Source organism: Mycolicibacterium aromaticivorans JS19b1 = JCM 16368, assembly GCF_000559085.1.
Taxonomy (GTDB): Bacteria; Actinomycetota; Actinomycetes; order Mycobacteriales; family Mycobacteriaceae; genus Mycobacterium; species Mycobacterium aromaticivorans.
The window spans coordinates 125,857-150,878 of sequence record NZ_JALN02000003.1; the positions used below are offsets into that span (position 1 = coordinate 125,857).

The window sequence follows — 25,022 nt, forward strand, 5'->3', positions numbered from 1 at the left end:
AGCGTGCTCACTATTTGATCCATTCACAGCCGAGCAATGTTGGTCGACGCAATTACCGTTCTTCCCAATTTCCGCTGTCCCGGGTTGACACTTTCGGCTTCAACGGAGTGGGGAGCGCGACTCTGAAAGGCGCTTGAAACCGCGCCCGGTGGCCGTCGCGACGCTCTGCGCGCCAAGCGGTCTTGCCTGACTGCCCGACTGGAGTTGCATCACGGAGGGAGGTGCCGACCCGGACCAGAGAACTGGCGCCCACTGGTCGGGAGGCAACTCTTTGGCCATATGCCGCTCGCAACGAACCAGCTGGGGGAGGTGGGTAGTCTGCCGCCTCATGTCGCCGTGGCCGATGGCGTCCGCGGGGAGACTCGTTGTGCGCGATAACCGGGTGCTGGGCTCACTGCGCGATACCACTGCAAACGAAGGCGCTTAATGCACCGAGTCTTCGGCCGCTTCCTCTACTAGGGCTGTACGCAGGAGCTCCAAAGCCGCATCCCAAATCGGGTGGGGATTCCTGCGGTAGTACACCCGCCCCATCCCGTCTTGGCGAGTGATGAGGCCGGCCTCGGTCAGATCCCTAAGCGGTGTTTGCACAGCGCTTTGCGCCGGGTGGCCTAATTCGAGAGCAAGGTCGGTGGGGTTGACGAGTCCATCGCCCTGGGCGATCGCCGCCATAACGGCGAGTCGGTGTTTCTGCCCGAATACAATCGTAGAGAGCTTCTGAACTCTCGGCGATTGGGCGTACGACACGCCTGACATGCTATTACAGGATTCCTGTTACAGACATCATGTTACTGATATTCTATTACTGGATTCCAATAGTGCCAGGTCAGTGACGGCCGGGCTACAGACGAACTGAGCGGAGCGTCCGGTGGTAGACATCAGTGCGGGCGATGAAGTGACTGGTCGGCGGCGCAACTGGCGACACCGAGAAAAGCGCGCCTCGTCGAAGCTGGTTGCCAAACGCGTCAGCGAAGAAGATCACTCTGCCATCACCCGGTACGCAGAGGCTTGCGGCGTAAAGGTCGCAGAGCTTCTGACTCCGGCGGTCGACGACTTGATCCGTCGCGCCCACCAGTTCTGCGACCAAGCTGACGGCCCGGCGCGGGCTGTAAACGCGTCTTAAAAGTCGGAAAGTCTGCCAGCGCAACGCTTGCGGGTTCTTCGCGATGATACGGCCAAGTCATTGGCGGTCGATAGCTGACCGGGCCATCAACGACGAATTGCTCGTGCATCCAGCGCTTTCCGAATGTTCCGGTTTACTGAAGTCGCGAACGTAGGCGTGCACATGCACCAGGCACATCGTTGTGACCAGTGCAATTCGTGCGCCGACAGCGCCCTCATCGACCGCGCCGTGTCCTGATCGCCGCTAACACGGCAGCGACCTCAGCACGCCCTGGCCCCTGAAGGGCTTGCTGCCCAGCCAGTCGCGCCTGGGCGTATGCCTCGCGCTCCTGGATCCTAAGACGGTGTTGTTCAGCCCGTTCGGCGACCGCGGCGGCCTCTGCTGCCTCGGCATGCGCCATGGGTCGCACGGAGAGGGCGTTGTGCGCCGTATAGGCGGCCAAGATTGCTCCCATGAGACCGATCGGGCGCGGCGGCGCGTCGGAGATCCGATGGCCGCCGATCAGCCACTCCGACACCGCCGCATTCAGATCTTCAGCTGTCCACCCTGCGCGGGCAGGCGCAGCCAGCATCGCAGCCCAGGCACCCGGACCGTACCGTCGTGACCATGGCGGTGCCTTTGGATGCTCGCGCCACGCTCGCGCCAGTCGTTGCCCCTGCCTGTCGATGCTTCGGCGGCGCGTAGCGACGCCTTGCCGGGCGCCCTCGGCGCCCGTTCGGGTAGTAATCAGTCTCTTTAAAGGTGAGTTATGTGTTGTAAGTGGGGACCGTCCCAGATGGGGTGTCAGTTTGTGGATAACACGGTTGACCTGCTGATCGTCGTGCAGCGCCCACACTGAGGCCCAACCCCGGGACCGGTCGCCCATGCGCCAGGACGCCATCCGCTCCACATACGTACGCTGGCGGCCCCGAACGACCTCGGTCGCGACGCCAAGGAGCCGTAGACATTCACGCGCCCGCTGGACAGTGCGCTCCGAAAACCCAGTCCGCGCCGCGAGTGTCGCTACGCTGGGGCGGCAGTTCCGCCCCGTACTCCGGTCGGCAAAGCGCGCCATGTCCGCGGCGATGGCAACCACGGCGCGCTTGGAGACCGGTGCCGTCATTTGTGGGCGGAGCTGTGGGTAGCGCTGGTCATACGCGGCCGCCACAGTGACTTGTGCCCAGCGGGTGGGGCCACCGCTCCAGCAAGCAATCCCGGCATGCGCGTCCGGCTCGATTTCCAGGTGTACGAACTGTCTAGGGGAGGGCAACTCTCGGCCAGCCAATCGCCGACCACGGCGGATCGCTATGACGTCGGCTACAGGGGTGGTCCGAATGACGCCGCGGCGGCGCACGCTGGTGCTGCAGCCGCGATACGGCGGCCGTGAGATGCCCGCAATCGGGGCGGACGTACGGAGAAACACGGTGCATACGTCTGGACCAGTGCCAGCGCATGCGCTACCGTGAGAGCTGTCCTGCAAGAGACAGTCCCTTCGGGGAGAGTGGCGATTTCGCCGCGACCAGCCCTCCGGTTGCCGCCGGGGGGCACAGTCGTTTTTGACGGCTATTCAAACGCCTATGAAGATGTGTCCGTTGTGCGCTAAGGCCCTCCTGTCACGAACATCTTTTGGGCTCGAAGCGCTGTGTCTAGTCACATGGCCAGTGGCAGGCCCTCCTGTCCGATCGCGGTAGTAACCGTGGCGGCTGACTCGAGAAGCTCAGCGATGACTCGCGCGTTGAAGACCGCCCGGGGGAGTGCTTGGGTACAAGCACGCGTTACGAGTTCAGCCGCGACGGCAGGATGTACTCGCACGGTGCAGCCTCCGGGAGCGGTATCGACCCGCCGCTGCAGACCGGGCCAGAGCGCTGCGGTGACCACTGTCCGTGGTCCGAGATGCGGACGGCCACGCGGACTCGCCGCTATGGCCCCGCCTGATGCGGTCATCGCACTCACTCCTGTCGCTAGATCGCGCCGGCAGCAGACGGCGTCGCTGTACGCGAATGTCGAGCAGCTGGGGCTCCTGCGCCTCTTGGTGCTGGTGTTTCCAGGCGAAGTTTCGCACGCAGTCGGCGGATTAACCGCCACGACACGCTGGTCACGTGGCGACCGGGCGGACCGTTCGAGCCTGCTGATCTTTATGTACGCCTTTCCAGAGAATTCGCCGACACGCCGAGGGTCGGTGACCCCGGCGCGGTCTTGAACTGTCGGCATCCAGATTGACGGTGGTTGTGGCTGTTGCGGTGACCCCTTCACCGTCGCACTCTGATCGTCCGACGAAAGAACATACTGGGGGCGTGTCTGCCAGCAGCAGCACTCGGTGACGGAGCGAATAAGCCGTCGGGAACCCCGTCGGCAGCGCGCCTGTCCGTCGCGCAACGGCCGAGGTCGTCCTCTGCCGCGTTGAAAGACGTTTTGGTTGACGGCTGGAACGCTCCGTGACAAGCGGCGGCGCTCCGGCGGTGAATGCCCAGCACACCTTGCGCACACACCGGGCGATGCTACACACTAGGCAGTGAGTAAACGCAAGCAACGCAACAGTGCGTGTTGCTGACACCGCTACCGAGAATGGACTGACGATGGCTGATTCGATTTCTTTGGACACCGATGCCGCAGCTCAGGCGGCGGCCGAGTGGGCCGCCTACGGTGATGCGGTGGAGGCTCACGGGCGACAACACCATATGACCCTCGAGCAGCTGCAGGCCACGGTTGGTGACACCTATGCGCCGTTCGTGGCGGCCAAGCATGCCGAGATGCAGGCGCGGGAAGCGGCCTACCAGCGCGTGGCAGAGCACGCTCGCGGTCACGCTCGGCGCCTGGGCAATACCCGAACGATTTTCACCACCACCGACGACGATTCCGCAGCGCGGATCACAAGCGTCGTCGACGCGTAGATTCGCCACTATGGACCTGAGGGTCGATCCGCACGGTTTGCGTGCCGACGCCGGGGCGCTTGATGCTTCCGGGCATCAGAACGCCCCGGCCTCGGCATGTCAGGCCGCTACGGGTGACTCTGTCTCTGCTCACCTGGCCGGCGCGCTGTCGGCGTGGTCGCATTCCCTTCATTTACTGCATCACCATGCAGGACAACAGCGGGCTGTCGGTGGGATGGCCCTCTCTGGGACCGCAGCCGATCTCGCCGGCGCCGACGACGCGAATGCCGCTGCGATCGGCGCCATCATGGATGGGTCCGCGCCGACCGCTGGCGGCGCGCCGACAGCCCCTTCATCTGGGAACTTACCCACGATCCCGACGCCCTCGCTGCCCGCGATTCCCACCATGGTGACACTGCCCCCGGTGTCCCCGGAGCAGATTGCCGCGCAAGTGCATTCCGGGCCAGGTCCCCAGAGTTTGCGCACATTCGCAGCACATATCCGCAACACTCTCGCCCCGAGCGTTCTCAGTGCCGCGGACGAGGCGCGCCGCACCGGCACATCGGTTGCCGAGAATTGGGTCGACGGTCAACAGCAGGCGGCCACCAACATCGCCGGACATGCCGATTGGCTGGAGTCGAGTCTTCACCCGCAGGTCCTCGCGCTGGCCAGCGCCGCTGACGACGTCGCTGCGCACACCGAGACTCTGATCCAGAACACGCCGCGCCCGGAAGAGTTCACCGATCTGCGTCAGCGCCTCCACGTGGCCCTGGCCAACTACAACGCCAGCGGTGGAGCCAACGCTGCGCAGGTAGAGACACTGTCAGCGGAGTTGACCAAGAAACGTGCCGCCGCGATGAGCGCCATGCAGGATTTTGCTACCGCCGCGCCGCCCACCATTAGCGGGGCAGCTAAGCCCCCGCAGCCCGCACCGCCCATCGTGCACAACCCGGGCGAGCCTGCCCACACCCTGAACCCACATGGCCAGCCCCAACGAGACGGCGAACACGACGGCACCGGCCAAGGACGCGGGCACCACGGCGGGGGCGACCACAACGCTGATGACCCCGCAGCGTCCGATCAGCCGCCGGTCGGTGCACCTGCGGCGCCGGGCAACCCCGCTCAGGGGCCGCCGTTGGCCGGTGCGGACTCGAATTCGGCGAGCATGCTGGCCAATGTGGCGGGGATGATCATGGGAGCGGGCACGGGTATGGTCGGACAGGTCACCCATGGCCTGGGCGGCGGCTCGCCGCTCTCGGCGCTGTCGAGCCTGTCCTCGCTGCCTGGCATGGGCGGCGGAATGCCTCAACTGAGCACCCCGGAAATGCCAACGCCTGACGCCGGCGGCGACCCCGGTTCACCGTCCGAGGGGGCCAGCGACTTCGGCAGTGGCGGTACCAGCCCCGCCGGGGGAGCCGGGGACGGCGGGGGAGGCGGTGGCGCTCCGATGTCGAGTTCCAGCCCGGCCGTCGGGCCGTCGGTGGGCACCGGTCTCAGTGTCGGCTCGCCCGCCAGTCCGGGACCCGCCGGGGCAGGGCCCAGCGGGGGCGGGATGGGCATGATCCCGCCGATGATGGGCGGCATGGGCGGCAAACAGGATCAAGACCGCAAATCCGAGGATCGGCGCCGCGTCGTCGAGCGGCCGATGCCCAACACCGAACCCGTCTTCGGTGAAGTCCGCCGCGAGACGCGCCGACGTCGCGACCCAGAGAAGAAGACGTAACCGAATACCCAGGGGAAGGCGTTGCACGGCAACGCATATCGCAGTCAAGGGAGAGAGCACGAATGGCAACGCGAGCTGAGAAGTCCTCAGAGATGATCGACAAATTGCTAGACGCTGTCTACCGGTGGGAGAACAAGGTGGCCGCGTTCACCGCCACCGGCGACCCCGACGATGACATCGTCTTAACCCATGACGGCCGAGGCCGGCTCATCGGCTGCGATATCCGGGCTGGTCTGCAAGAAGAGCTCACCGTCGGTGAGCTCGAGGACGCCATGAACGATGCCATCGCAAAGAATGCGGAACGGACCTACGCGGGAATTCAAGCGATGGCAGCCGAATTCCGCAAGGAATTCGCCCAGATCCCCGAGGAGTTTGCCCAACACCCGGTGGCCGCAGAGTTCGCAGCAGCGCTGCGCGGCGTGGGTTGACGGCCGAGAAATTGGTGCGCTACGCGTCGGCGCAGGCAGTTACCATTTTTCTAGAGCAACAGAGAGGGGCTGAGTCAGATGGCCGCGATCCATAACGACGTCCCCGAACTCGGGTCGACCACCGGGGGGTGGTTTTCTGCCGCACCCACCCAGCCGTCGGTGCACCCGATCTGCACCCCTGGCACTGACCCGCTATCGGTGGCGCTGAGTGCGACAGTCGCCGACTGGCCCGCGGCACATGAAGCCCTGACCGCCAAGAGGGTCACCGACGTCACCGGCGTAGCCACTGCCAACGGCGGTACTGCGGCAATCATGACCGGCAGCGACGAAACCAACGCCGCGCAAATCAGCGGAATCGAGGTCTAGCCACCATGACCGACCAGTACACCTACCCGCCTCCCGTGTCGACCTACCCCGGCCCTGGTGCCACGCCACTCCCACCGCCGACCCCGTCGATGCCGCAGTTCTACCCCGCGCCAGCGCCTCGCAAGCGCAAGGGCGGCCTCATCGCGGCGGTCGTCGGAGGCGCGGCGATAGTTGCGCTCACCGCGGGCGTAGTGGGTGGTCTGATCGGCAACCACATGGCTGGCAATACCGCCGCGTCGGCGCCGCCTGCAGCTACACCGTCAGCACCCACCGCTGAGCAGGTCAACGCCGCAACCGTCGACCTCTGCACCCGCTTCGCCGCCGGTTACCGAGCCATGCCATCACCGCAGAAGAGCAGCGGGGACATCCTTCCGAGCTACAACTATATTTCGGAAGCTTTGAACGCTAATCCTAACGCTGACAACGCTATTCGTGACGCGGTGGCTCAGAGCCTGAAGATGGCTCGCGATCAGATTTCCAACTTTAGCGATCAGCCCAGGGTCGGCGCGATCGAGCCGAGCAAGACGTGGACAGCAGAGGCGGCAAACGCTGTAGACCAACACGCATGGGACTTGTGCAAGGCGTACGGGGGGTAATCCGTGGCTTCTGTAGCAGGGGGAGCTAGCGAGGGAGCGTCTGCGGCAGCGCGGGCAGGTACTCATATCGCGCACCAGCTCTACACCAACGGCGTCGGTGCCATGGCGCAAGCCGGTGCGGCAGCCAAAGAGACGGCCACGGAGCTGGGGAGCGGTGAATTCGGGCAGGCATTGAAGCGGGCCTGGCGACCCGCTGTACATCTACGCGAGTCGTTCGAAAGCATTCACCAATTCCACCAAAGCATGGCTCAAACCCTCGGCGAGGCCGTCGAAACGTCATACGACCACTACCGCCCGCGCTTCGCCGCGGCGCTCACCGGTCAGGCCGGGGATGCCCTTCTAGCCGCTCACGACGCGACCGTCCAGACCTGGAGCGACCACCAGGACAAGCACACCGCGGCGGCCACCGCCGCCGCACAAGCTCTGGGCCACATCAAGGGGCTACAGGGACGGATCGACAACCTCGCCGAAGCTGGCGAGGAAGAATTCAACAAAGCGATCCGCAACCGCGATCCCCTTGCAGCAATGGATGTTTGGACGCGATACAACGGACTCGCTGAAACCTCCACCTCAGACGCCACCACCAAGGCAACAAACGCCATCCAAGCCGCCAACTTCACATTCCCGCTAGACGTGCCAAAGACTCCAGGAACAAAAGACGGCGCCAAAGACGGCAAGGACGGGACGGGACCCGAAGCTAAGCGGACGCCGAAGGATGGGGAAGCATCGCGCACCCCGAAGGACGGTGCCGATCCCGCGTCGGCGGGGACCCCCGCGGATGGAACAACGCCGGAGGCTTCGAGAACGCCCAAAGACCCGGCGGGCACTTCGGGTGCCGAACCGCCAGCAGCCACCTCCGGGACTGCAGGCGATGCCAGCCGGACCTATCGACCGGGCACCGAGGGAACGCCCCCGATGCTCAGCCAGTTGCCGCAGGCGATGAGTGGTGCTGCTAGCGGTGGGGGTGGCGGCAGCGGTGTGGGCGGCGGTGGCTCGGGAATGTCGGGGCTGGGTTCGGCGTTCAAGCCGCCGTCGAGCATGGGGTCGTCGATGCCGACTTCTCCCGCGTCTTCGATGCCCTCGGCGCCTTCTGCACCTTCGATGCCAGCGTCGTCGTCTGCGGCGGCGTCTCCGATGTCGAATGCGGGGTCGAGTTTTCAGTCGGGTTTGGCGTCTGGGATGAGCGCTACCGGTGGTGGAAATGCCTTGTCTAACTTGGCTTCTCCGGTGTCTCAGCAGTCGGTGACGCAGCAGGGACTGCCCGTTCATCAGGTTGGGGGGGTTCCTGCGTTTGGCAGTGGCCCGGCCGGGGTTCCGCTGTCGGCTCCCGGGGGTGATGCTGGCGTTGGGGGATCTGCGGGAGGCTCCTCGACGAGCGGTGGTGGGGCAGCTCCGGGCGGTGGTGGTGCACCGATGATGCCGCCGGCCGCGATGGGTGGTGCGGCGCCGATGGCTCCATATAGTGCCCCGGGGGCCGGTGCGGGCGGGGCCCCTGCTGGTGGTGCTGGTGGTGGCGCCGGGACTGCTCCGGCGACGGCGTCGGGACAGTCCGCGACTGGCGGCTCGGCGGCGCCAGGACCTGTGGTCGCGGGCGGGGCAGGGTCGACGGTGTCGGCTCCCGGAGTCGCTGCGATGACCAATGAGGTCAACCCGGACATGCTGTTGGCGCAGCGCGTGTTGGGCGGTTTGGTTCGCGGATGTGAGGATTGGCCGGCTCCGATCGCGTGGGCTGTTGGCGTGGTGAAGACGCCTGTGGGTTCCCAGGTTGTGATTGCCAGCAGTCTCGGCGGCGGCGCGTATGTGCCCTCGACCGTCTTTCTACCTGCTACGGCGCGTTTGGCTGTCGCAGATCCGGCCTTGCCGTTTGGAATGTCCCAGCGGTGGATGGGTTGCCAGAAGCCGTCGAAGATTCTGTTAGATCACTTCGAGCAACTGAGTAAACGTGTTGCGGGCGTGATGATTTCGGCCATGGTCACGACAGAGTTGTGGCCTCAGGAGCCGGCGGGCGTTGGCGACTTCTTGGGCGTACAGCATCGGCAGGCTCTTAGCATGGTGAGCGTGGCGCCGACGCTCGACGGTGCCCATCAGCACAGGTTGACTGCCCTTGATCCTGGTCTGGCGCAACGTGTCTCGGCCCTCTATCAGGGTGGTCGCGAGGTGGCTTTGTACGCTGCTGCCCAGTTGACGGCGGCCGTCATCCAGGCCGCGGCGCAACCGGATGCGACCGGCGACAAACTGGTTACCGACGATGAGGTCAACATCTTGCAGTCGGTGCAGCGTGGGAGCGCTAATGCCATGTCGTGGAAGCTTTATGACGAGTTGGCCGACCGTCGCTTCGACGGCGCCTTGGTGTCGCCGGATTCACATGCTCCGATCGATCATGATGGCTCGGAACTGACTGAGGCGCTCACCCTGTGGTATCGGCATTACTACCACGCGGGGCGGGTTGTGGAGATGGTTCGGGCGTGGAAGGTGAGCCCGCCGTCGTTAGCCGATATCGCCTATTGCGGTGTTCAGGCAGGTTTCGGGTCTGTGGTGACGTCTATGGTCGGCGCGATCGAGCAGCAGGTTCGCAGCATGCCTGCCTAGCTGCCCCATCGGCGGTTGTTACGAGCCGGTGGCGCAGCCGAACACGCAAGTTGCAGCATTACTGTTCACCGCTGCTTATTTGTGTGTAGACTGCGTGATATTGATTCGTTTGGGCGTTTGGAAGGGGCTGTGGTGGAAGACCTTGCTGAGGGCGAAGCGGCGGTCCCGGATGTTCGCGTGGTCGCCTCGGCAGTGTCGGCGAAGCGCACTGTGGCCGTGGAGGTGGGCGACAACGGGTGTGTTGTGGGCGTTCGTCTGCTCTCCGATGCAGTTCGGCGCTGGGACTCCTACACCCTGGGTGATCGGGTAGTGGCGGTGGCCGATGTGGCACATGACCGCTACTTGTCCAATCAGCCCAACGTCGATGGCCACTATCCAGATGCCAAAGACGTCGCCGCCGCCGAACTCAAGCTGAATTTCTAGAAGGGACGCCACCACAATGTCTAGTGACGACTGGAATCCGATTGGCACCGTGATCGGATCTGTGTTGGGCGGCGCCATCGCCGGGCCAATCTTGGGTCCACTTGCCCCGGTGATCGGCGGCATCATTGGCGGCAACACTGGCGGACACGGAGATGCCCCGCAGGCGCCCCCGCCTCATCCGCCGACGCCGACACCAGGCGGGTCGCAGCTCCCCCCGCCACCGCCTGCACCGGGGCCGCTGCCTCCACCGCCGCAGGGGCCGGCGCCCGGCTCGGGCCAGGCCGCAGAACAGGGCAACGTCGATGCCAACACCGTCGCCGACGTGATCACGCAGCTGCATGAGTTGGACAAAAGCGCGGCCGCAACGATCGATGCGATTCATGCCGCGGGAACGGCTGGTCAACAGCAGCTCGACAACATCGGCAAGGACGTCAACGACAAGATCACCGAGCTCGGCCCGCGACTGGACACACCAACCGGTCAGCAGGAGCTGCGGGACTTCCTGAAGGAGAAGCTGACAGCGGCCAAGAAGGTTCTCGATCAGCAGATCGCTGATGCCGAGGCCAAGGCGCGGCAGACACGCGAGTTGACCGAGAAGTACGGCGGGATCGGCGGTGACGACAGCGGCAAAGGCGGTACCGAGCCAGCCGGCAACAGCGCCGGTGGTGGTGGCGGGGACTCTGGTGGTGGCAGCAGCGCTGCCGATCAGGGCACCGCACCTGCGGCCACGCCAGCGGCCGCGGCGCCTGCTGCAGGGACCTCTCCGCTGGGCCAGGGCATGATGCCGGGGGCCGGGATGATGCCTGCCGGAATGGGGATGCCGCAGATGCCGCAGATGCCATCTTTCGGCGGCGGGATGCCGGGTATGGGCAGCGATCCGCTGAGTGCCTTGAGCGGACTGGGCGGCGGCCAAGGCGGTGCGCGCGACGCCGGGTTCCGCGATGATCAGGGCGCCGGGAACGAGCCGAAGTCTGACTCCCCGGAGTCAAAGTTTCACGACGAGACGAGTTCGGGCGGCGACCAGCCTAAGTCCGGCGCCGAGGGTGCCCAGCAGACCAGTCCGGCCGCGGCCGACACCCCTGCTGCGGTGGGTGCGGCTGGGGATGCGGCGGGCAATCACACTCCCACCGATCCGGCCGCTGCCGAGCCGCCGGCGTCCACGCACGTTGCGCTGCCTGATGGTGGGTCAGCGGAAGCCCGCACGGTGCAGGGCGCTAACGCTGTGAAGGCTGCTCTCGGCGGTGCGCCGGTGGCCGATGCGTGGCACCAGGCTGGTGTGAACGTGCCCCCGCCCGGGACGCCGGTCATTAATCCGATCCCTCCCACCAAGCTGCAGGCCGGCGACGTCGGTGTCTGGCAGGACCATTTAGTGATGGCTTTGGGCAATGGCAAGGTCTTGGTCTCCGGGCAGGTTCAGCCGTTGACGAGTGTGGGGTCGAGCCCAGACTTCCTGGGTTGGATGGATCCCAGTGCCCAATCCGGGAAGCCTGCGCAGCCCGCCCCTGCGGCTACTCCGGTTCCGCCGACACCCCCGGTCACGCCCCCGACGCCACCATCGTCGTCGTAGCGCATCTCAGCGAGGAGCCGAGGTGAGATCCGTGTCGGGCGAAGTGGCGATGACCAGTGGTGATGGCGCTCGCCGTCGGAACGTGTTGTCGACCAACGACGTTCGGGCATATGGGTGGCTGCGGTGAGTGTTGAGGGGTTCGTGCGGGCTGCCGGTGCCGCGATGGGGATGGCTCGGGAAAGTTTTGGCACTGGTGGCGGGGTGGCGTTGGCCCCACCGCCGAGCCTGGGCCCGGTGCCGGATCAAACCGGTGACGGCTCAGGTCAAGCAGCCGATGGGTTCTCCGGCGAGTCGGCTGCGATCGTCAATCACGTTGAGGCACTTGCTGATCACGACGCAGCCGGTCATGGCGACCTACAAGCGGCGGTGGCCTCGGCGGGCGCTTCCCGTGGCCGGATGGATGCGGTGATCGCCGCCGCAGTGGCCGACGTTCAATCAAAAGGCCTGGCGGTCAACACCCCGGCCGGTCAGCAAGCGTTGGTCTCGGCGATCAAACGCCACCTCGAAGACACCAAGTCCACCCTCGATCAGGGCAGCAGCGACGCCGCGACACACGCCGCGGCCGCCGACACGACCGCCGCGGGCTACCAAAGCATCGGACACCCCCCGAACGGGGCCGCGCCGATGATGCCCCAGATGCCGATGATGCCGCAGATGCCCATGGGTGGCGGGATGCCGATGGGCGGCGGAATGCCCATGGGCGCACTCTCGCCTCTGCAGGGTCTGACGAATCTGCTGGGACAGCCGGTATCACCTAGTACGGGGTCGGTGACCGGCTCGGAGGCCGGCGGTCGCAGCGGCTTGGGGGTGGAGAACGGCACCGAGGCTGCCGCGATCCCGGTCGGGGAGGTGAACCTGGCCAAGCAGGGCTTTCCTGGCGGTCCCGACGCCTACCGTCAGTATCTTGGCAAGGCTCTCGACACGATGGGCATCACTGATCCCGTGGCGCGCGCTAACTGGACGCGTGGGCTGATGACGGGGCTAGCTCGAGAATCCGGCTACCACCCCGACGCGGTGAATCTGAGCGACTCAAACGCCCACGGGGCCCGGATGGCCGACGGTGCCCCGGCAGGGGCTTCACGTGGCGGGTTGCAAACGATTCCTGCGACGTTCGCCTCGAACCATCAGCCGGGTACCTCGCGCAACATCTATGACCCGGTCGCCAACATCACCGCGGCGATGAATTATCTGATGCGTCGCTATCACGTGCAGCGCGACGGCTCCAACTTGTCGGTGGTGGGTCAGTTCAATCCCCACCACGCTCCGGGTGGTTACTGATGTGGCTCACAGAAGGTCAGGCGATGGGGGGTGGCTGCGGTGAGTGTTGAGGGGTTCGTGCGGGCTGCCGGTGCCGCGATGGGGATGGCTCGGGAGAGTTTTGGCACTGGTGGCGGGGTGGCGTTGGCCCCACCGCCGGGCCTGGGTCCGGTGCCGGATCAGACCGGTGATGGCTCAGGTCAGGCAGCCGATGGGTTCTCCGGCGAGTCGGCTGCGATCGTCAATCACGTTGAGGCACTTGCTGATCACGACGCGGCAGGTCATGGTGACCTGCAAGCGGCGGTGGCCTCGGCGGGCGCTTCCCGTGGCCGGATGGATGCGGTGATCGCCGCCGCAGTGGCCGATGTTCAGTCAAAAGGCCTGGCGGTCAACACCCCGGCCGGTCAGCAAGCGTTGGTCTCGGCGATCAAACGCCACCTCGAAGACACCAAGTCCACTCTCGATCAGGGCAGCAGCGACGCCGCGACGCACGCCGCGGCCGCCGACACGACCGCCGCGGGCTACCAAAGCATCGGACACCCCCCGAACGGGGCCGCGCCGATGATGCCCCAGATGCCGATGATGCCGCAGATGCCCATGGGTGGCGGGATGCCGATGGGCGGCGGAATGCCCATGGGCGCGATGCCCTTGGCCCCCTTGGGCATGCTCGGCAACTTGCTTGGCGGCGGCGGGTCGGGCCGACCTCAGCAGGGGGTCGGTGCGCAGGCGGGTGGCGGTGCTGGCGTCGACTTCGGTGGGGGCGGTGGCCCGCAGGGTGACCGCATCGTCAAAGCTGCTCTGACGCAGCTGGGCGTTCCGTATGTCTGGGGTGGTACCAAACCGAACGTGGGTTTGGACTGCTCTGGTCTGGTGCAGTACGCCTACAAGCAGGCTGGGATTGCCATTCCGCGCACCACCTATGAGATGACCGACTGGGGTGTACGCGTGAGGCCAGAAGACGCCCGGCCTGGCGATATTTTGTTGTGCAACAAGCAAAACGGCGAATACCAGCATGTGCAGCTGGTCATGAACGATCACCAGACGATCGAGTCACCGAGCCGGGGACAAACGGTGCGGATCGGCAAGTGGCCCTCCGGGGGATTCGAGATCAGACGCGCGGCATAGGCAATTCAAAGGGGATAGGGAGAAATGGCACGACGTGGCGGATTGAATTACGCCTCGCTGGAGCAGGTTTCAGCGTGGCGCTTTCTACGGCATCGCATTTCAGTGGGGATCGGCCGGCGCAACGTGCGTCTGGTACACGATCCATCGAAGAACTCCGCGGCGTCGCTGCTGGTGGGATTTGTGGCGTCGGTGGCCATCGTGGGTGTGTGCGCGATCGTGGCGTTCATCAAGCCGATCGGGCAGATCGGCAAGTCGCAGTTCGTCGAGGCGCGCGGCGGCGGCGGCTTGTACGTCGAGGTGGGGGGAGTGATGCACCCGGTGCTGAATAAGGCATCTGCGCGGCTGATCACCGGCCAGCCCAACGACCCGACGCTGGTGCCGATGAGTGAAATCCTCAAGGCGCCGGTCGGGCCGATTCTCGGTATCCAAGGCGCGCCGGACGATCTGACGGTACGGACTCCGGGGGACACCGGGTGGGCATTGTGCGACCGGCTGGGTTCCCAAGGGTCGCAAGTGGTGCCGAAGGTGACGGTGATCGACGGGTTGGCCGATCTCGGCGATTGGGCGCACCCAATCGATTCTCCTCGGGTGGCGCTGATGACCTACGGTGGCGCAACGTTTCTGGTGACTGATGGGCACCGCTCCGAAATCGATTTGGCCGACAAACCGGTCACGCTGGCGTTGGGGTTGCCGGTCGGTGACCTGCATCCGGCGGCGATGTCGCGGGCGTTGTACGAGGCACTGACGCCGACCGCGCCGGTTCGAGTGCCCACTATCCCAACCCCGGGCGGCCCGGTCAGCTACAGCACCCCCACGCTGCCCCTGGTGTCGGGCAGCGTGATGCGCGTCTCTGATGTCACCGGTGATCCGCAGTTCTTCGTCGCGCTCCCGGCCGGTGTGCAGCGCGTCCCCCAGACGGTGGCCACCATGATCATCAACGCCGCGGTGGTCCCGGGGGGCCAGGTCATCCAGGCCAAGTCGGCAGCTCTGACGGGGATGCCCCAAGCGGTCGGTTTTGATATCTCGGTCTACCCAAAAGACCTGGTGCAGTTGTTGGACAAGGCTGCCGAGCCCGTGACATGTGTGATGTGGCGCAAAACCAACGGCGAACCGCAGGCGCAAGTCAGCACGATCTCGGGGCGGCGACTGCCGATCCCCGTGGGCGACGAGCGGCGCGTGGTGCCGTTCATCAGCGCCGGTGTCAACACCGCCGACGAGGTCTATGTCAGCCCGGACTCGGCCAACTTCGTTCAGGTGACCGGCGTGCAGCCGGATTCCGTGCGAGGCGAGAGCTTGTGGTTCATCGGAAACAATGGCGTGCGCTTTGGGGTGCCGACGATGGGAGGTGGCGGTAACGACCAGAGCCGACAAGCCCTGGGCTTCAATGCCGACACACCCACTCCGGCGCCGTGGTCGGTGATCAAGTGGCTTCCGGCAGGCCCTGCTCTGTCTAAACCTGCCGCGATGGCCCAACACGACAGCTTGATGCCGGATCCGAATGTCGCCGCCTTGCAGGCACCAACGAAGGGACCGGGCCAGTGAGTCGTATCGGATTCATCCGCCAACAAGTCGGCAAACCAGAAGTTCCAGAGTCCGCGGTCGAGCTTCCTGACCCGTGCGAGATCAGCAGGCCGGCACCCAGCAAGCCACCGATGTGGGTGTGGGTGTTGATCTTCGTCGCCGCTGCGGTCGCGCTAATGGTGATGCTGTATCTCTCCGGTGCACGTCAGCTCTCGGGCGGTTCCTTCTTTCTGTTCCCGGTGATGCTGATCTCCATGCTGGGCATTCTGCGAAACCGCATGGGCGGCACGGGAAAGAAGGCGCACGGCAGCGCCATCAACCAGGACCGCGCCGACCATTTGCGTACCCTCGACGAGCAGCGAGCCAAGATCCACGCCGCCGGTCGTGCACAGGCACGCGAGATTTGCTACCACCATCCCGATCCGACTAACGGCTCGTTGGCGACGCTGATCGGCACTGGTCGCATGTGGGAACGCACCCCCAGTGAACGCAATTTCGGGCATGCCCGGCTGGGGTTAGGCGTGACTCGACTCAAAACGAAACTCCAACCGCCGACGAAGGTTCCGCCACCAGAATTTCGAGAGACGGTGACCACCGTCGCGGTGCGGGATCTGCTCATCGCCCAGAACGTCGTCCACGACGTACCTCGGCCCCTTCACTTGTTCGACCAGATGGGGTGGGCGTTCTTCAGTGAGCCGTCGATGCGCTCGACGGTCCAAGGACTGTTGCGGTCGTTGATCTGTCAGGTGTGCGTGTTCCACGGCCCTGATGACGTCAAAATCGCGATCATCTCCGATGATGAGGCGTCATGGGACTGGGCGAAGTGGTTGCCGCACAACGGCGATGATGAGTTGGTCGACGCCTGCGGAGCGGTCCGGCTGATTTTCCCCGACGTGTCGTCCTTCATGGAGCGCTTCGGCGAGTCGTTGACCCATCGTGGTCCTTTCCAACCGCGGCAGGAAGGCAGTCCGATGCCTGACAGCTTCTTGGTCGTGGTAGTTGATCTGCCTGAGGCGGACTGCTCGCCAATACTGGGTGTGCAAGGGCGACTGGGAATTTCGGTCTTGGAGGCGACCAACAACGACCAGAGTGTGCTCGCCAACGGCACCACCGCGTTCTTCATGGCCGCCGACGACAACGGCACCATCAATCTACTCAAGGCCGCTGGTCAGGAGGTTTACTAAATGGTTGCAGTCACCCGGTCGATGCCCACAGGGCTGCGGTTCGCCGCCGAGCCCGACATCATGCCGATCTATGAGGCCGAGGCGCTGGCACGCGCGCTGGCGGCATTCACTCCCACCGACGAGGCCGAATCACTGCTGGCCAAGACGGCTGAGGAGGCCCGGGCCGGACAAGATTTCACCGACGCGCTCGGCATCTACGATCTGCGCATCTGGGACCCTCGGTTGAACTGGAACACCCTCTCACCGGCCAACCGGTTGCGGGTACCCATCGGCAAGGCCCTCGACGGCCGCCTCGTGCACCTGGACATCAAGGAAGGAGCCGAGGATGGTTTCGGACCTCACGGCTCGATGGTTGGACAGACCGGCTCAGGTAAGTCCGAACACCTGATCTCTACGGTGCTCGCCTTGTGCGCGACGCACTCCCCGGAGCAACTTCGTATTCTGTTGGGAGACTTCAAAGGAGAGTCTGCGTTCGGCCCCCTGGAGGATCTCCCGCACTGCGACGGCATCATCTCGAACCTGCAGAAATCGCAGCACAAGCTCGACCGGTTTAAGTTGGTGCTCCGCGGTGAGTTGAAGCGCCGCCAAGAGCTGCTCAACCGCACCGGGTTCGCCAGCGTGCGGCTCTACGAGAAGGCCCGGGCCTCGGGCCGCACTGATCTGGAACCGCTTCCGGCCTTGCTGCTGGTTCTCGACGAATTCTCCCAAATGCTGGACCTGGTGCCGGAAATGGCCAAGGTGATGGACGAGGTGGCCCGTCTGGGTCGGTCGCTGTGGATTCACATCCTCAACGCCAGCCAGCGCATGGAGGTCGGCAAGATGGCCGGCATGATCGCCCAACAGACGTTCGCGATCGGCCTGAAAGTCAAAGACGCCGGCGAGTCCCGTGCCGCGATTGGCTCCACTCGAGCGTGGGAGGAACTGAAAACCGCCCCGCAGGGGTCAGCGTTCCTCGTTGTCGACGGCGAGCACACTCGTTACCGCAGCTTCTATGCCAGCGGACAGTTCATCGCACCGAAGATGAACGCCACAGAACGTGACCGCAGTGAGGGGCACTACCTTCCGGTCACCAAGTTCAGCACCACCGTGGCGCCGTTGCCCGACATCGTGGCCGGCGACAGCAACATCGACCTCGACGAGGATGCGCTCGACACTTCTCCGGACGAGGACGCCCCCACCGTGGCCGAACTGATGGTCGACCGGCTGCGCGAGGCCGCCAGGACACTGCCGCGCGGCCATCGCATGTGGCGTCCCGCGCTCGACGACACCACCACGCTGACACTCGACGTCATCTTGGGGGAGTACTGGGATCGTCCCTGGGACGAGTTCAGCGAGGACTCCGGCCTTGTTGCCGTCTACGGACGAGAAGATGATCCGTTCGAGCACTCCCAAGACGTAGTGGCGCTCTCTCTCATCGACAGCAACGGTGGTGTGGCCGGCGCACCGCAGGCCGGTAAGACAACCGCATTGCGCACCCTGATCATGTCGTTGGCGATGACCAACTCCCCGCAACGGGTGCAGTTCTACGGCATCGACTTCGGTGGCCTCAAACTGCAAAGTGTGGCCGGGCTGCCGCATGTGTGCGGTATCGCGGGCGCTGGCGATGAAGAAAAGATCCAGCGGGTGGTCGCCGAAGTCGAGCGCATCCTGCGCAACCGCAAGCGCGACTGGACGCGGTGGGTCGACCCGGACTCCTCCGACGGCCAGCCGACCGGTCTGGATCTGTCACGCTTCCGGGCCAACAAATTCGGCCCACTCCGACGTCCCGTGCCCGAGGACGGCCACGGTGACGTGTTCCTGGTTGTCGACAACATCACCGCGATCAGGAACGAGCTGCCGCTGATCCATGACCGGATCAACGCACTCTCCGATGGCGCCCTGAACTTCGGCGTGCACGTCATCGTCAGCAACGACAGCTGGCTGGGCATGAAGGCCGAACCGAAGTTAAGTTCCAAGCTGGAGCTGCGCATGGCTAACCACAACGAATCGTTGATGGACCGACCCACAGCTAAGAACGTCCCCGAGGATCAAAAGGGGCGAGGGGTAGTCAAACCCGGCAAGCACATGCTAGTGGCCGTACCCTTCGTTGCCCAGGTCGCCCACGTCGGCGGAGAGGTGGCGGCCACCGAGGCAACGGCTACCGTGGTGGCGGAAAAGTGGGCCCAGCGAGGCTTCGGACCTGCACCGAAGTTGCAGCAACTGCCTGGCGAAGTGGCTTTCACCGACCTGGATCCACTGCCCGACACAGCGCCACGGCACGCGTTGCCGATCGGCATCGGCGAGCGCGACATGTCCACGGCCTGGCTGGATCTCGCGTTGTATCCGCACGCGTTCTGCACCGGCACCACTAAGGCCGGCCGCACCGTGTTCCTACGCACGGTGTGCGCCGCCATCATGGAGAGGTACCGACCGGACGAAGTCCAGGTGATGATGTTCGATCCCGACTTCTCGATCGGCGACGCGTTGGCCGACGAGTACCGCACCGTATGGGAGACCGACCACAGCAGGATCGGTGAGGCGGCCACGCAAATCGCGGCTTTGCTGGAGCGGCGGCGCCCCCCGGCGAACCTAGACCCTCGTCAGCTTCGAGACTGGAAGCCCGTGCGCCCCAAGTGGTTCATCCTCATCGACGATCTCACGATGCTGAGCCCCAATGGACCGTCGACCACAGTGTTGCAGCCGTTGCTGCCAGCGGTCGAGGCAGCCGCACGCCTGGATCTGCACGTCATCGCCTCGGTGACCAGTGAAGGCTGGTATGCCCGCGGCGGTTCGAACAAGCTGATCCAGGCGATGCAGCGCGGCGGTACCTCAGTGCTGGTGCTCGACGGTGACAAAAAAGAGGTCATCATCGACCAGGTCCGGCCCGCCGCCCGGATACCCGGCCGTGGTGAGCTCTACCTCCGCAAGTCCGGCGGCCAGCTCGTCCAAGTCGCCCTCCCTCCTGCGCTGGACTGATCGTGGCCCGAAAATTGGTGTCAGCGGCCCCTCCGGTATCGGCATATTGTGTAGGTAGCAAACGGGGGCACCCGTCCCTAACCGCCCGGCGCTGCATGATTCGTGAACAAGAGACCGTTTACGTGTTCCGTTATCTGCTTCGTCGTGTATAGACTGTCGGCAAAGCAGTGCACGTCCATCGCTAGTGAGGAGTTGACATGAACCCATTCATCCTGATCGAGCCCGAGGCAGTCACCGGAGCCTCGGGCACAGCGGCCGCGTTGTCCGGTGAAGCCGCAGCGCACGGCGGCCAAGCGGCAGCATCGGCGGCCGTGGTGCCTCCGGGGCTGGAAGAAATCAGTGCCGCCAACGCCGCCAAGATCGCTGAGCTGGCCACCCAGGCCTCGGCGGTCATTGAAGCCGGGGCAGCCTTCCATGCCGCCCACGGCGTGGCGATGGGCACGTCGGCGGCCATTGTCAACCTGGCAGATGCGGTGAACTACGCCGCCATCGGCCAGATCATCTGAGTCGGTTCCTGACGGATCACGGGGGATTAAGGCCACACGATGCCGGGTGAATGGGGCGCACTCCCACCAGAGGAGAACAGCGCGGGCTTCTGGTTCGGGCCCGGCGCGTCCAGCTTCGTGGCCGCCGCCGAAAATCTGGTCAGCGTGGCCGCCGGGCTGATCGCAAACCTGGGCGGTCAAGAAGCGATCAACGCCGCCCTGGCGATGTCCTGGCCGGACCCGACGGGGGAACTGGCAGTGCTGGCCAAGGTGCCGTTGATGCTCTGGCAGGCCGCTGCAGCCGGTCAGATCGAAGCGCAGGCCGCCGTGATTCACCAGGTGGCCTTGGCCTTCGAGTCCCTCAAGGCTGCTACCCCCACACCGGGGGAAATTGGGGAGAACCAAGTCGAGCACGGCGTCCTGCAGGCCAATAACTTCATGGGCTTTTTGACACCATTGATCACGGCCAACCGCGCTAACTACAGCCGGATGTGGGTCACCTCGGCGTCGAACAAATACGCCTACGCCTCGGCATCGATGCCGATCCAGGCCCTTCCTCCGTTACCACCGCCACCGCCAGCAACGGCTGGTGCGGGCGCCACACCGTCGATGCCTGCACCGCAGGAGAAGTCCACTGACCTGCTCAGTGGTGGTGGCGAGCAGGCCATGAATGCGTTCATGGGGCCTCTTGGCCAGGTCAGCAGCATGGCCGGTCAGCTGGGGCAGGGTGGTCCGTTCGGTAACTTGGCCCAGCTGCCGCAGCAGGGCATGCAACCACTGATGCAGCTGCTGCAAGCAGGTGGCATGGGCGGAAACCCGGCCGATGCGTTGTCGGCGGCCACCTCTGCGGACTGGCTGACGGCCACCCCCGCGGCCGGGGGGCCGGTGGCAGCGAACCTCGTCGGTGCAGGCGGCGGCGGGGCGGGGGCGGTATCGGTGGCTTGGGGGCGCTTCGCGGGCCGGCCAGTTTCGGCTCTACCCCGGCGATCAATGCGGCGTCCTCCACACCGGAGTCCGCTTTATCGCGTGTCAACGAAGCTCGTTTGGCCTCCGGCGCTCAAGTCAGCGGCGCCGGCATGGGCAGCAGCGGAGCCATGATGGGTCCGATGGCTCATGCCGCCGGCGAGCAGAACAAAGAGGAAGGCAAGCGCAAGAGCACGCCACTGACCTCGCTAGCGACGCTCTACCGGGCGCCGTCGGCGGTGCCGGTGATCACCGGTGGTGGGGGGCGGTCTTCCGACCGGGGGAGGGGGGCGTCGACCGAACCACGTGACCCTGACCGTTACGCCCGCTGCGGCACACCCGCCGACCGTGGGCTCACCAAAATTCGAAACATCCATTGTCTGAAAGGACCCTTTCCATGTCACAACCCATTCACGGCGACCTCGAGGCCATCGGTCGGGATGCCGGGAGCCTGCAGGAGATCTCCGACCAGCAGGCCGCCATCATGAAAACCCTCGGCGCCACGATGGAGGCGCTCGCCCCGGCCATGAAGGGTGGGGCCGGAACGGCGATGCAGAACGTCGGCGAGCAGCTGCAGCACCAGGGCCAGCAGTTCGCCACGGCTTTCGCTGATCACTCGCACAAGATGAACAACAACGCGTCCATCCTGTCCAACGCGGACGAGTCGAACACCTCGATGATCAACGGCATCAGCAGCTTGATCGTCTAAGCCACCCACCCCAACCCAGCCAGAAATCACTCGAAAGGACTTTGCAATGTCAGGAGTCATTCACTACGCGACCCCACAGATCGCGGAAGCGGCAGAACAGATCGCGCAGGCTGCCACGCAGACCGAGCAGAACCATCAGCATTCGCTGCAGACGGTGAACGCCAACGCCGACAACTTCGGTGGCCGCGGCTCGGATGCCTTCCAGCACGTCATCGCCACGCTCAACCAGCAGTACGCCCAGAGCAAGGAGACCATCGCTCGGGCTGGCATCGTGCTGACGCACTGCAACGACGGTATGACCGACGCCGACGGTACTTCGGCGGCCCAGTACTGAGCTGCGCCGGCTAGAACCCTTAGCCAACCCCTGCGGCCCGGCGAAGGGCTGGACACGCCATAGCGTGAACCAGCCTGCTGCCGGGCCGCAGTGGCGAGAACGAGCTCTCGACAACAACACTCAAGCAGAGGCTGGCCCACCGTGACCCGACCACCGTCGTTCATCAAGCGCCCTCCACCGCCCGCGCCGGGCCCCCAAACGATCAGCGCGATCGACACCACCCGGGAGGGCGTGTGGCTGCTCCAGGCGCTATGCGGCATCGAACAGCTACCCGCCGCGATGCTCTTGCGGCCCTATGTGTCGGCTGGCGGCCGACCTAGCGGCCACCCTGGCATCGACATCCTGCGGGAGGCCGGCGCCATTGTCGACGACGGCGACACCGTGCACCCAACGGTCGCGCGCTGGCTCGAAACGCTGGCCTCTCCTGACATTGCGCTCACTGTTGACGTCAAGCGTCCCGGAGTCGAGTTCATGCGGATGGTGATCGCCCGCCGCGGCAAGTCCCACGCAGCAATCTCGCGCAGCGGCCCAGACGTCGCCGAAGACATCACCATCGAAGAGGTAGCCGCCCCGCCATCGTTGCGCGCCCTGTTCGAGCGGATCATGGCGCTGTGCGATCGAGGACGAGGCCCGGTCGAACCGGCGCCGCTGACGCCGGTGACGGTGCGCACCGCCGACCTCGTCGACAGTTTCGCCAAGATCGTGGCCGGCGACCACACCCCGGCCACGGCGCTGGCCGCGCTAAGCCTCAACGCCGATCAACGCCGTATCTTGACCTTGGCGGCCGACCAGCCGCTGATGGAAGTCAGCTTCGCGTTGACCATTCACGACGCCCGAGGAGAGCACGTGGCGTTGGCCTCGGCTGCGGTCACCGACACCGTCGAGGGGCGCATCGTGACAGGTCCGATCCTCGGTGAGGACCGCACATGGTGGACGCAGATCGTCCCGGGCACCCCCGACGCGGGCGGCAGTGCCCTACGAGGACTAGTGGCCACCGTGGGCACTACCTGGGAAGGACACTCCCGATTCAAATAAAAACACAATTCATGTGTTCACGTACTGCGTTGATTGCCTTAGTTGTGTTATTTTCGGAGAAGGACCTTTTTGGGGGCGTCGGGGCTAGGCCCCGACACGACGTTTGGGAGAACAAATGACCGAGTCCAGCAACGAGAACGACTTCTACAGTCAATATGTGGGCGAGGGGTCGAGCCCGACGCCGCCCCCATGGCACAGCGAGGCTGCCGACGAGGATGCACCGGCCACCTCCTCGCCGCTTGATCCACTGGGCGGGCCACCCCCGCCAGCAACCAGCACCTCGCCATCGCTGGAACCGCCCTCCTACACGCCGCCCCCGCCGGCGACGGAAACTGTTGCGCCCCTTGACTCTGAGGGTCATACGCAGATCGTTGATCGCGACCAGATGCGCCGCGAGATGGAGGCGTTGCGCAACGCCGATTCGCCACGCAGCGCCGAGCCCGCGGCCCCAGAAGAGACCACGACGGCGTACTACGGTGCGCCGGCTCCGCGGGTATGGGATCGAGCCACCCAAGACCCTGAGGGGGGACGCCACAACGCACCCCCGCCGCCCCAACGCAACTTCAGCGCCCCGCCCCCGCCGGCGGCACCGTACGGGCCACCACCTCAAGAAGGCTTGTTCGGTGGTCCGCAAGCCGGGATTCCGCGCCAGGCCGCGCCCCCGCCGCCCGGGTACCGGCCTCCGGCAGGGGACGACGGTCGCCACGTCGCCCGGGTGGAGAACGATCCGTTCGCCTCGGTCGGCGCCATGCGAGCCCAAATCCACGAGGGCCAGGTGGCCGCACCCTACAAGCCAGTGCCCGAAACTGGTTGGCGCCACGGCGTTTACAAGATGACCCGCATCAACCTGGGGTTGTCGGCCAAGGAAGCCCATTGGAACGACCTGCGCCGACGACTCAAGGTCAACTTGCGGGGCAAATACGTCATCGCCGTGATGCAGTCCAAGGGAGGGGTCAACAAGACCAGCACCACCGTGCTGCTCGGCGCGGCGTTGTCGAAGTATCGCGACGAGAAGATCGTCGCCATCGATGCCAACCCAGCCAACGGCAACCTCGCCCGCCGCATCGACGAACCATCTACCATGTCGTGGCGCGGACTCAACAGTGACCGTAACTTGCGTGATTACAGCGACTTTCGTGAATATCTCGGCAAAGACAACCATTCCGGGCTGGAAGTCTTGGGCAGCGACAAGGGCCGCACGCCCATGACCGGGGCTGACCTGATCACCGCGTGGTCCAAACTGCAGGTGCAGTACCCCATCGCCATCGTGGACTGCGGCAACCAGCTCGACGACGACCTCACCCATGCTCTGCTCGAGCACATTCGGGTCGACGCGATCGTCGTGCCGTCCACCACGCGCCTTGACGGCGCCCAGGGCGCGGCCGACACGTTGAACTGGCTGCTGGAAAGCGGCTACCCGCACCTGGTGCGCGAAGCGGTGGTGATCGTCAGCAACATCAATAAGGTCAACGCCAGCGCCCAGGTCAAGCAGCTTCATGCCGACTTCGAACGCACGGTTCGCTCGGTGCACACGGTCGACTTCGACCCACACCTGAGCGACGCCGTACCGATCGAGTTTGACCGGCTCCAGCCCGAAACCGCCCTGCGCTACATCGAGGCCGCCGCGTCGCTGGCCGACGGTTTCGCCCGCGCCACCGACCGCGACCCTGGTGCCCGCCAGCAGCGCATCACCGGAGTACCCGAGGGGCAACCCCGCCCTCCACAGGGCGGTGGTTACCCCGGGGCGTGGCCGGCGGCTAACAACAGTCAAGGGTGGAGCCCCCGCCCGTGAC

At 65.2% G+C, this 25,022-nt stretch carries 19 protein-coding genes; all 19 read left to right on the plus strand.

What is annotated here, in order from left to right:
• The first annotated feature begins 3,675 nt into the window (after window positions 1–3,675).
• The 19 genes from Y900_RS32595 (at window position 3,676) to Y900_RS33345 (ending at window position 25,021) form a co-directional block, all read left to right on the plus strand.
• Window positions 3,676–3,990, plus strand: coding sequence for a hypothetical protein (locus Y900_RS32595; protein ID WP_051660584.1), 315 nt, complete (start codon window positions 3,676–3,678; stop codon window positions 3,988–3,990).
• 214 nt (window positions 3,991–4,204) lie between these two features.
• Window positions 4,205–5,692: a PPE domain-containing protein gene (locus tag Y900_RS30645; protein ID WP_051660585.1), complete on the plus strand. Its 1,488-nt coding sequence runs from the start codon at window positions 4,205–4,207 to the stop codon at window positions 5,690–5,692.
• Window positions 5,693–5,754: 62 nt separating this feature from the next.
• Window positions 5,755–6,120: a hypothetical protein gene (locus tag Y900_RS28980; protein WP_036349285.1), complete on the plus strand. Its 366-nt coding sequence runs from the start codon at window positions 5,755–5,757 to the stop codon at window positions 6,118–6,120.
• Window positions 6,121–6,198: 78 nt separating this feature from the next.
• Window positions 6,199–6,486, plus strand: coding sequence for a hypothetical protein (locus Y900_RS28985; protein ID WP_036349290.1), 288 nt, complete (start codon window positions 6,199–6,201; stop codon window positions 6,484–6,486).
• Window positions 6,487–6,491: 5 nt separating this feature from the next.
• Window positions 6,492–7,082 (plus strand): hypothetical protein, encoded by a 591-nt coding sequence (locus Y900_RS30650; protein WP_131536374.1) that lies wholly within the window; start codon window positions 6,492–6,494, stop codon window positions 7,080–7,082.
• A 1,632-nt stretch (window positions 7,083–8,714) separates the two neighbouring features.
• Window positions 8,715–9,671 carry an EspK C-terminal domain-containing protein gene (locus Y900_RS28990; RefSeq protein WP_036349292.1) on the plus strand — a complete coding sequence of 319 codons (957 nt, stop codon included), beginning with the start codon at window positions 8,715–8,717 and terminating at the stop codon, window positions 9,669–9,671.
• A gap of 132 nt (window positions 9,672–9,803) precedes the next feature.
• Window positions 9,804–10,094, plus strand: a complete 291-nt coding sequence (locus Y900_RS28995) for a hypothetical protein (protein WP_237752805.1) — start codon at window positions 9,804–9,806, stop codon at window positions 10,092–10,094.
• A 49-nt stretch (window positions 10,095–10,143) separates the two neighbouring features.
• Window positions 10,144–11,661, plus strand: a complete 1,518-nt coding sequence (locus Y900_RS29000; protein ID WP_051660589.1) for a DUF4226 domain-containing protein — start codon at window positions 10,144–10,146, stop codon at window positions 11,659–11,661.
• A 123-nt stretch (window positions 11,662–11,784) separates the two neighbouring features.
• The gene (locus Y900_RS33340; protein ID WP_237752806.1) at window positions 11,785–12,939 is read left to right on the plus strand and encodes a transglycosylase SLT domain-containing protein; all 1,155 of its coding nucleotides are present in this window, start codon (window positions 11,785–11,787) and stop codon (window positions 12,937–12,939) included.
• Between the two features lie 39 nt (window positions 12,940–12,978).
• Entirely contained in the window at window positions 12,979–14,043 is a 1,065-nt protein-coding gene (locus Y900_RS30655) for a C40 family peptidase (RefSeq protein WP_131536376.1), read from the plus strand.
• A gap of 24 nt (window positions 14,044–14,067) precedes the next feature.
• Entirely contained in the window at window positions 14,068–15,585 is a 1,518-nt protein-coding gene (gene eccB, locus Y900_RS29015) for a type VII secretion protein EccB (protein WP_036349295.1), read from the plus strand.
• A complete protein-coding gene (locus Y900_RS29020; RefSeq protein ID WP_036349298.1) occupies window positions 15,582–16,748 on the plus strand; it encodes a hypothetical protein in 1,167 nt (388 codons plus the stop codon). The genes eccB and Y900_RS29020 overlap by 4 nt, the downstream gene beginning before the upstream one ends.
• The gene (gene eccCb, locus Y900_RS29025) at window positions 16,749–19,703 is read left to right on the plus strand and encodes a type VII secretion protein EccCb (protein WP_036349301.1); all 2,955 of its coding nucleotides are present in this window, start codon (window positions 16,749–16,751) and stop codon (window positions 19,701–19,703) included.
• A 197-nt stretch (window positions 19,704–19,900) separates the two neighbouring features.
• Window positions 19,901–20,209, plus strand: coding sequence for a PE domain-containing protein (locus Y900_RS29030; RefSeq protein WP_051660591.1), 309 nt, complete (start codon window positions 19,901–19,903; stop codon window positions 20,207–20,209).
• Window positions 20,210–20,248: 39 nt separating this feature from the next.
• A complete protein-coding gene (locus Y900_RS29035; protein ID WP_051660592.1) occupies window positions 20,249–21,286 on the plus strand; it encodes a PPE family protein in 1,038 nt (345 codons plus the stop codon).
• Between the two features lie 262 nt (window positions 21,287–21,548).
• Window positions 21,549–21,860 (plus strand): WXG100 family type VII secretion target, encoded by a 312-nt coding sequence (locus tag Y900_RS29040; protein ID WP_051660593.1) that lies wholly within the window; start codon window positions 21,549–21,551, stop codon window positions 21,858–21,860.
• A gap of 46 nt (window positions 21,861–21,906) precedes the next feature.
• A complete protein-coding gene (locus Y900_RS29045) occupies window positions 21,907–22,194 on the plus strand; it encodes a WXG100 family type VII secretion target (RefSeq protein WP_036349304.1) in 288 nt (95 codons plus the stop codon).
• Window positions 22,195–22,335: 141 nt separating this feature from the next.
• Window positions 22,336–23,229, plus strand: a complete 894-nt coding sequence (locus tag Y900_RS29050; RefSeq protein WP_036349306.1) for an ESX secretion-associated protein EspG — start codon at window positions 22,336–22,338, stop codon at window positions 23,227–23,229.
• 115 nt (window positions 23,230–23,344) lie between these two features.
• On the plus strand, window positions 23,345–25,021 hold the full coding sequence (locus Y900_RS33345) for a MinD/ParA family ATP-binding protein (protein ID WP_237752807.1): 1,677 nt from the start codon (window positions 23,345–23,347) through the stop codon (window positions 25,019–25,021).
• Window position 25,022: the final 1 nt, after the last annotated feature.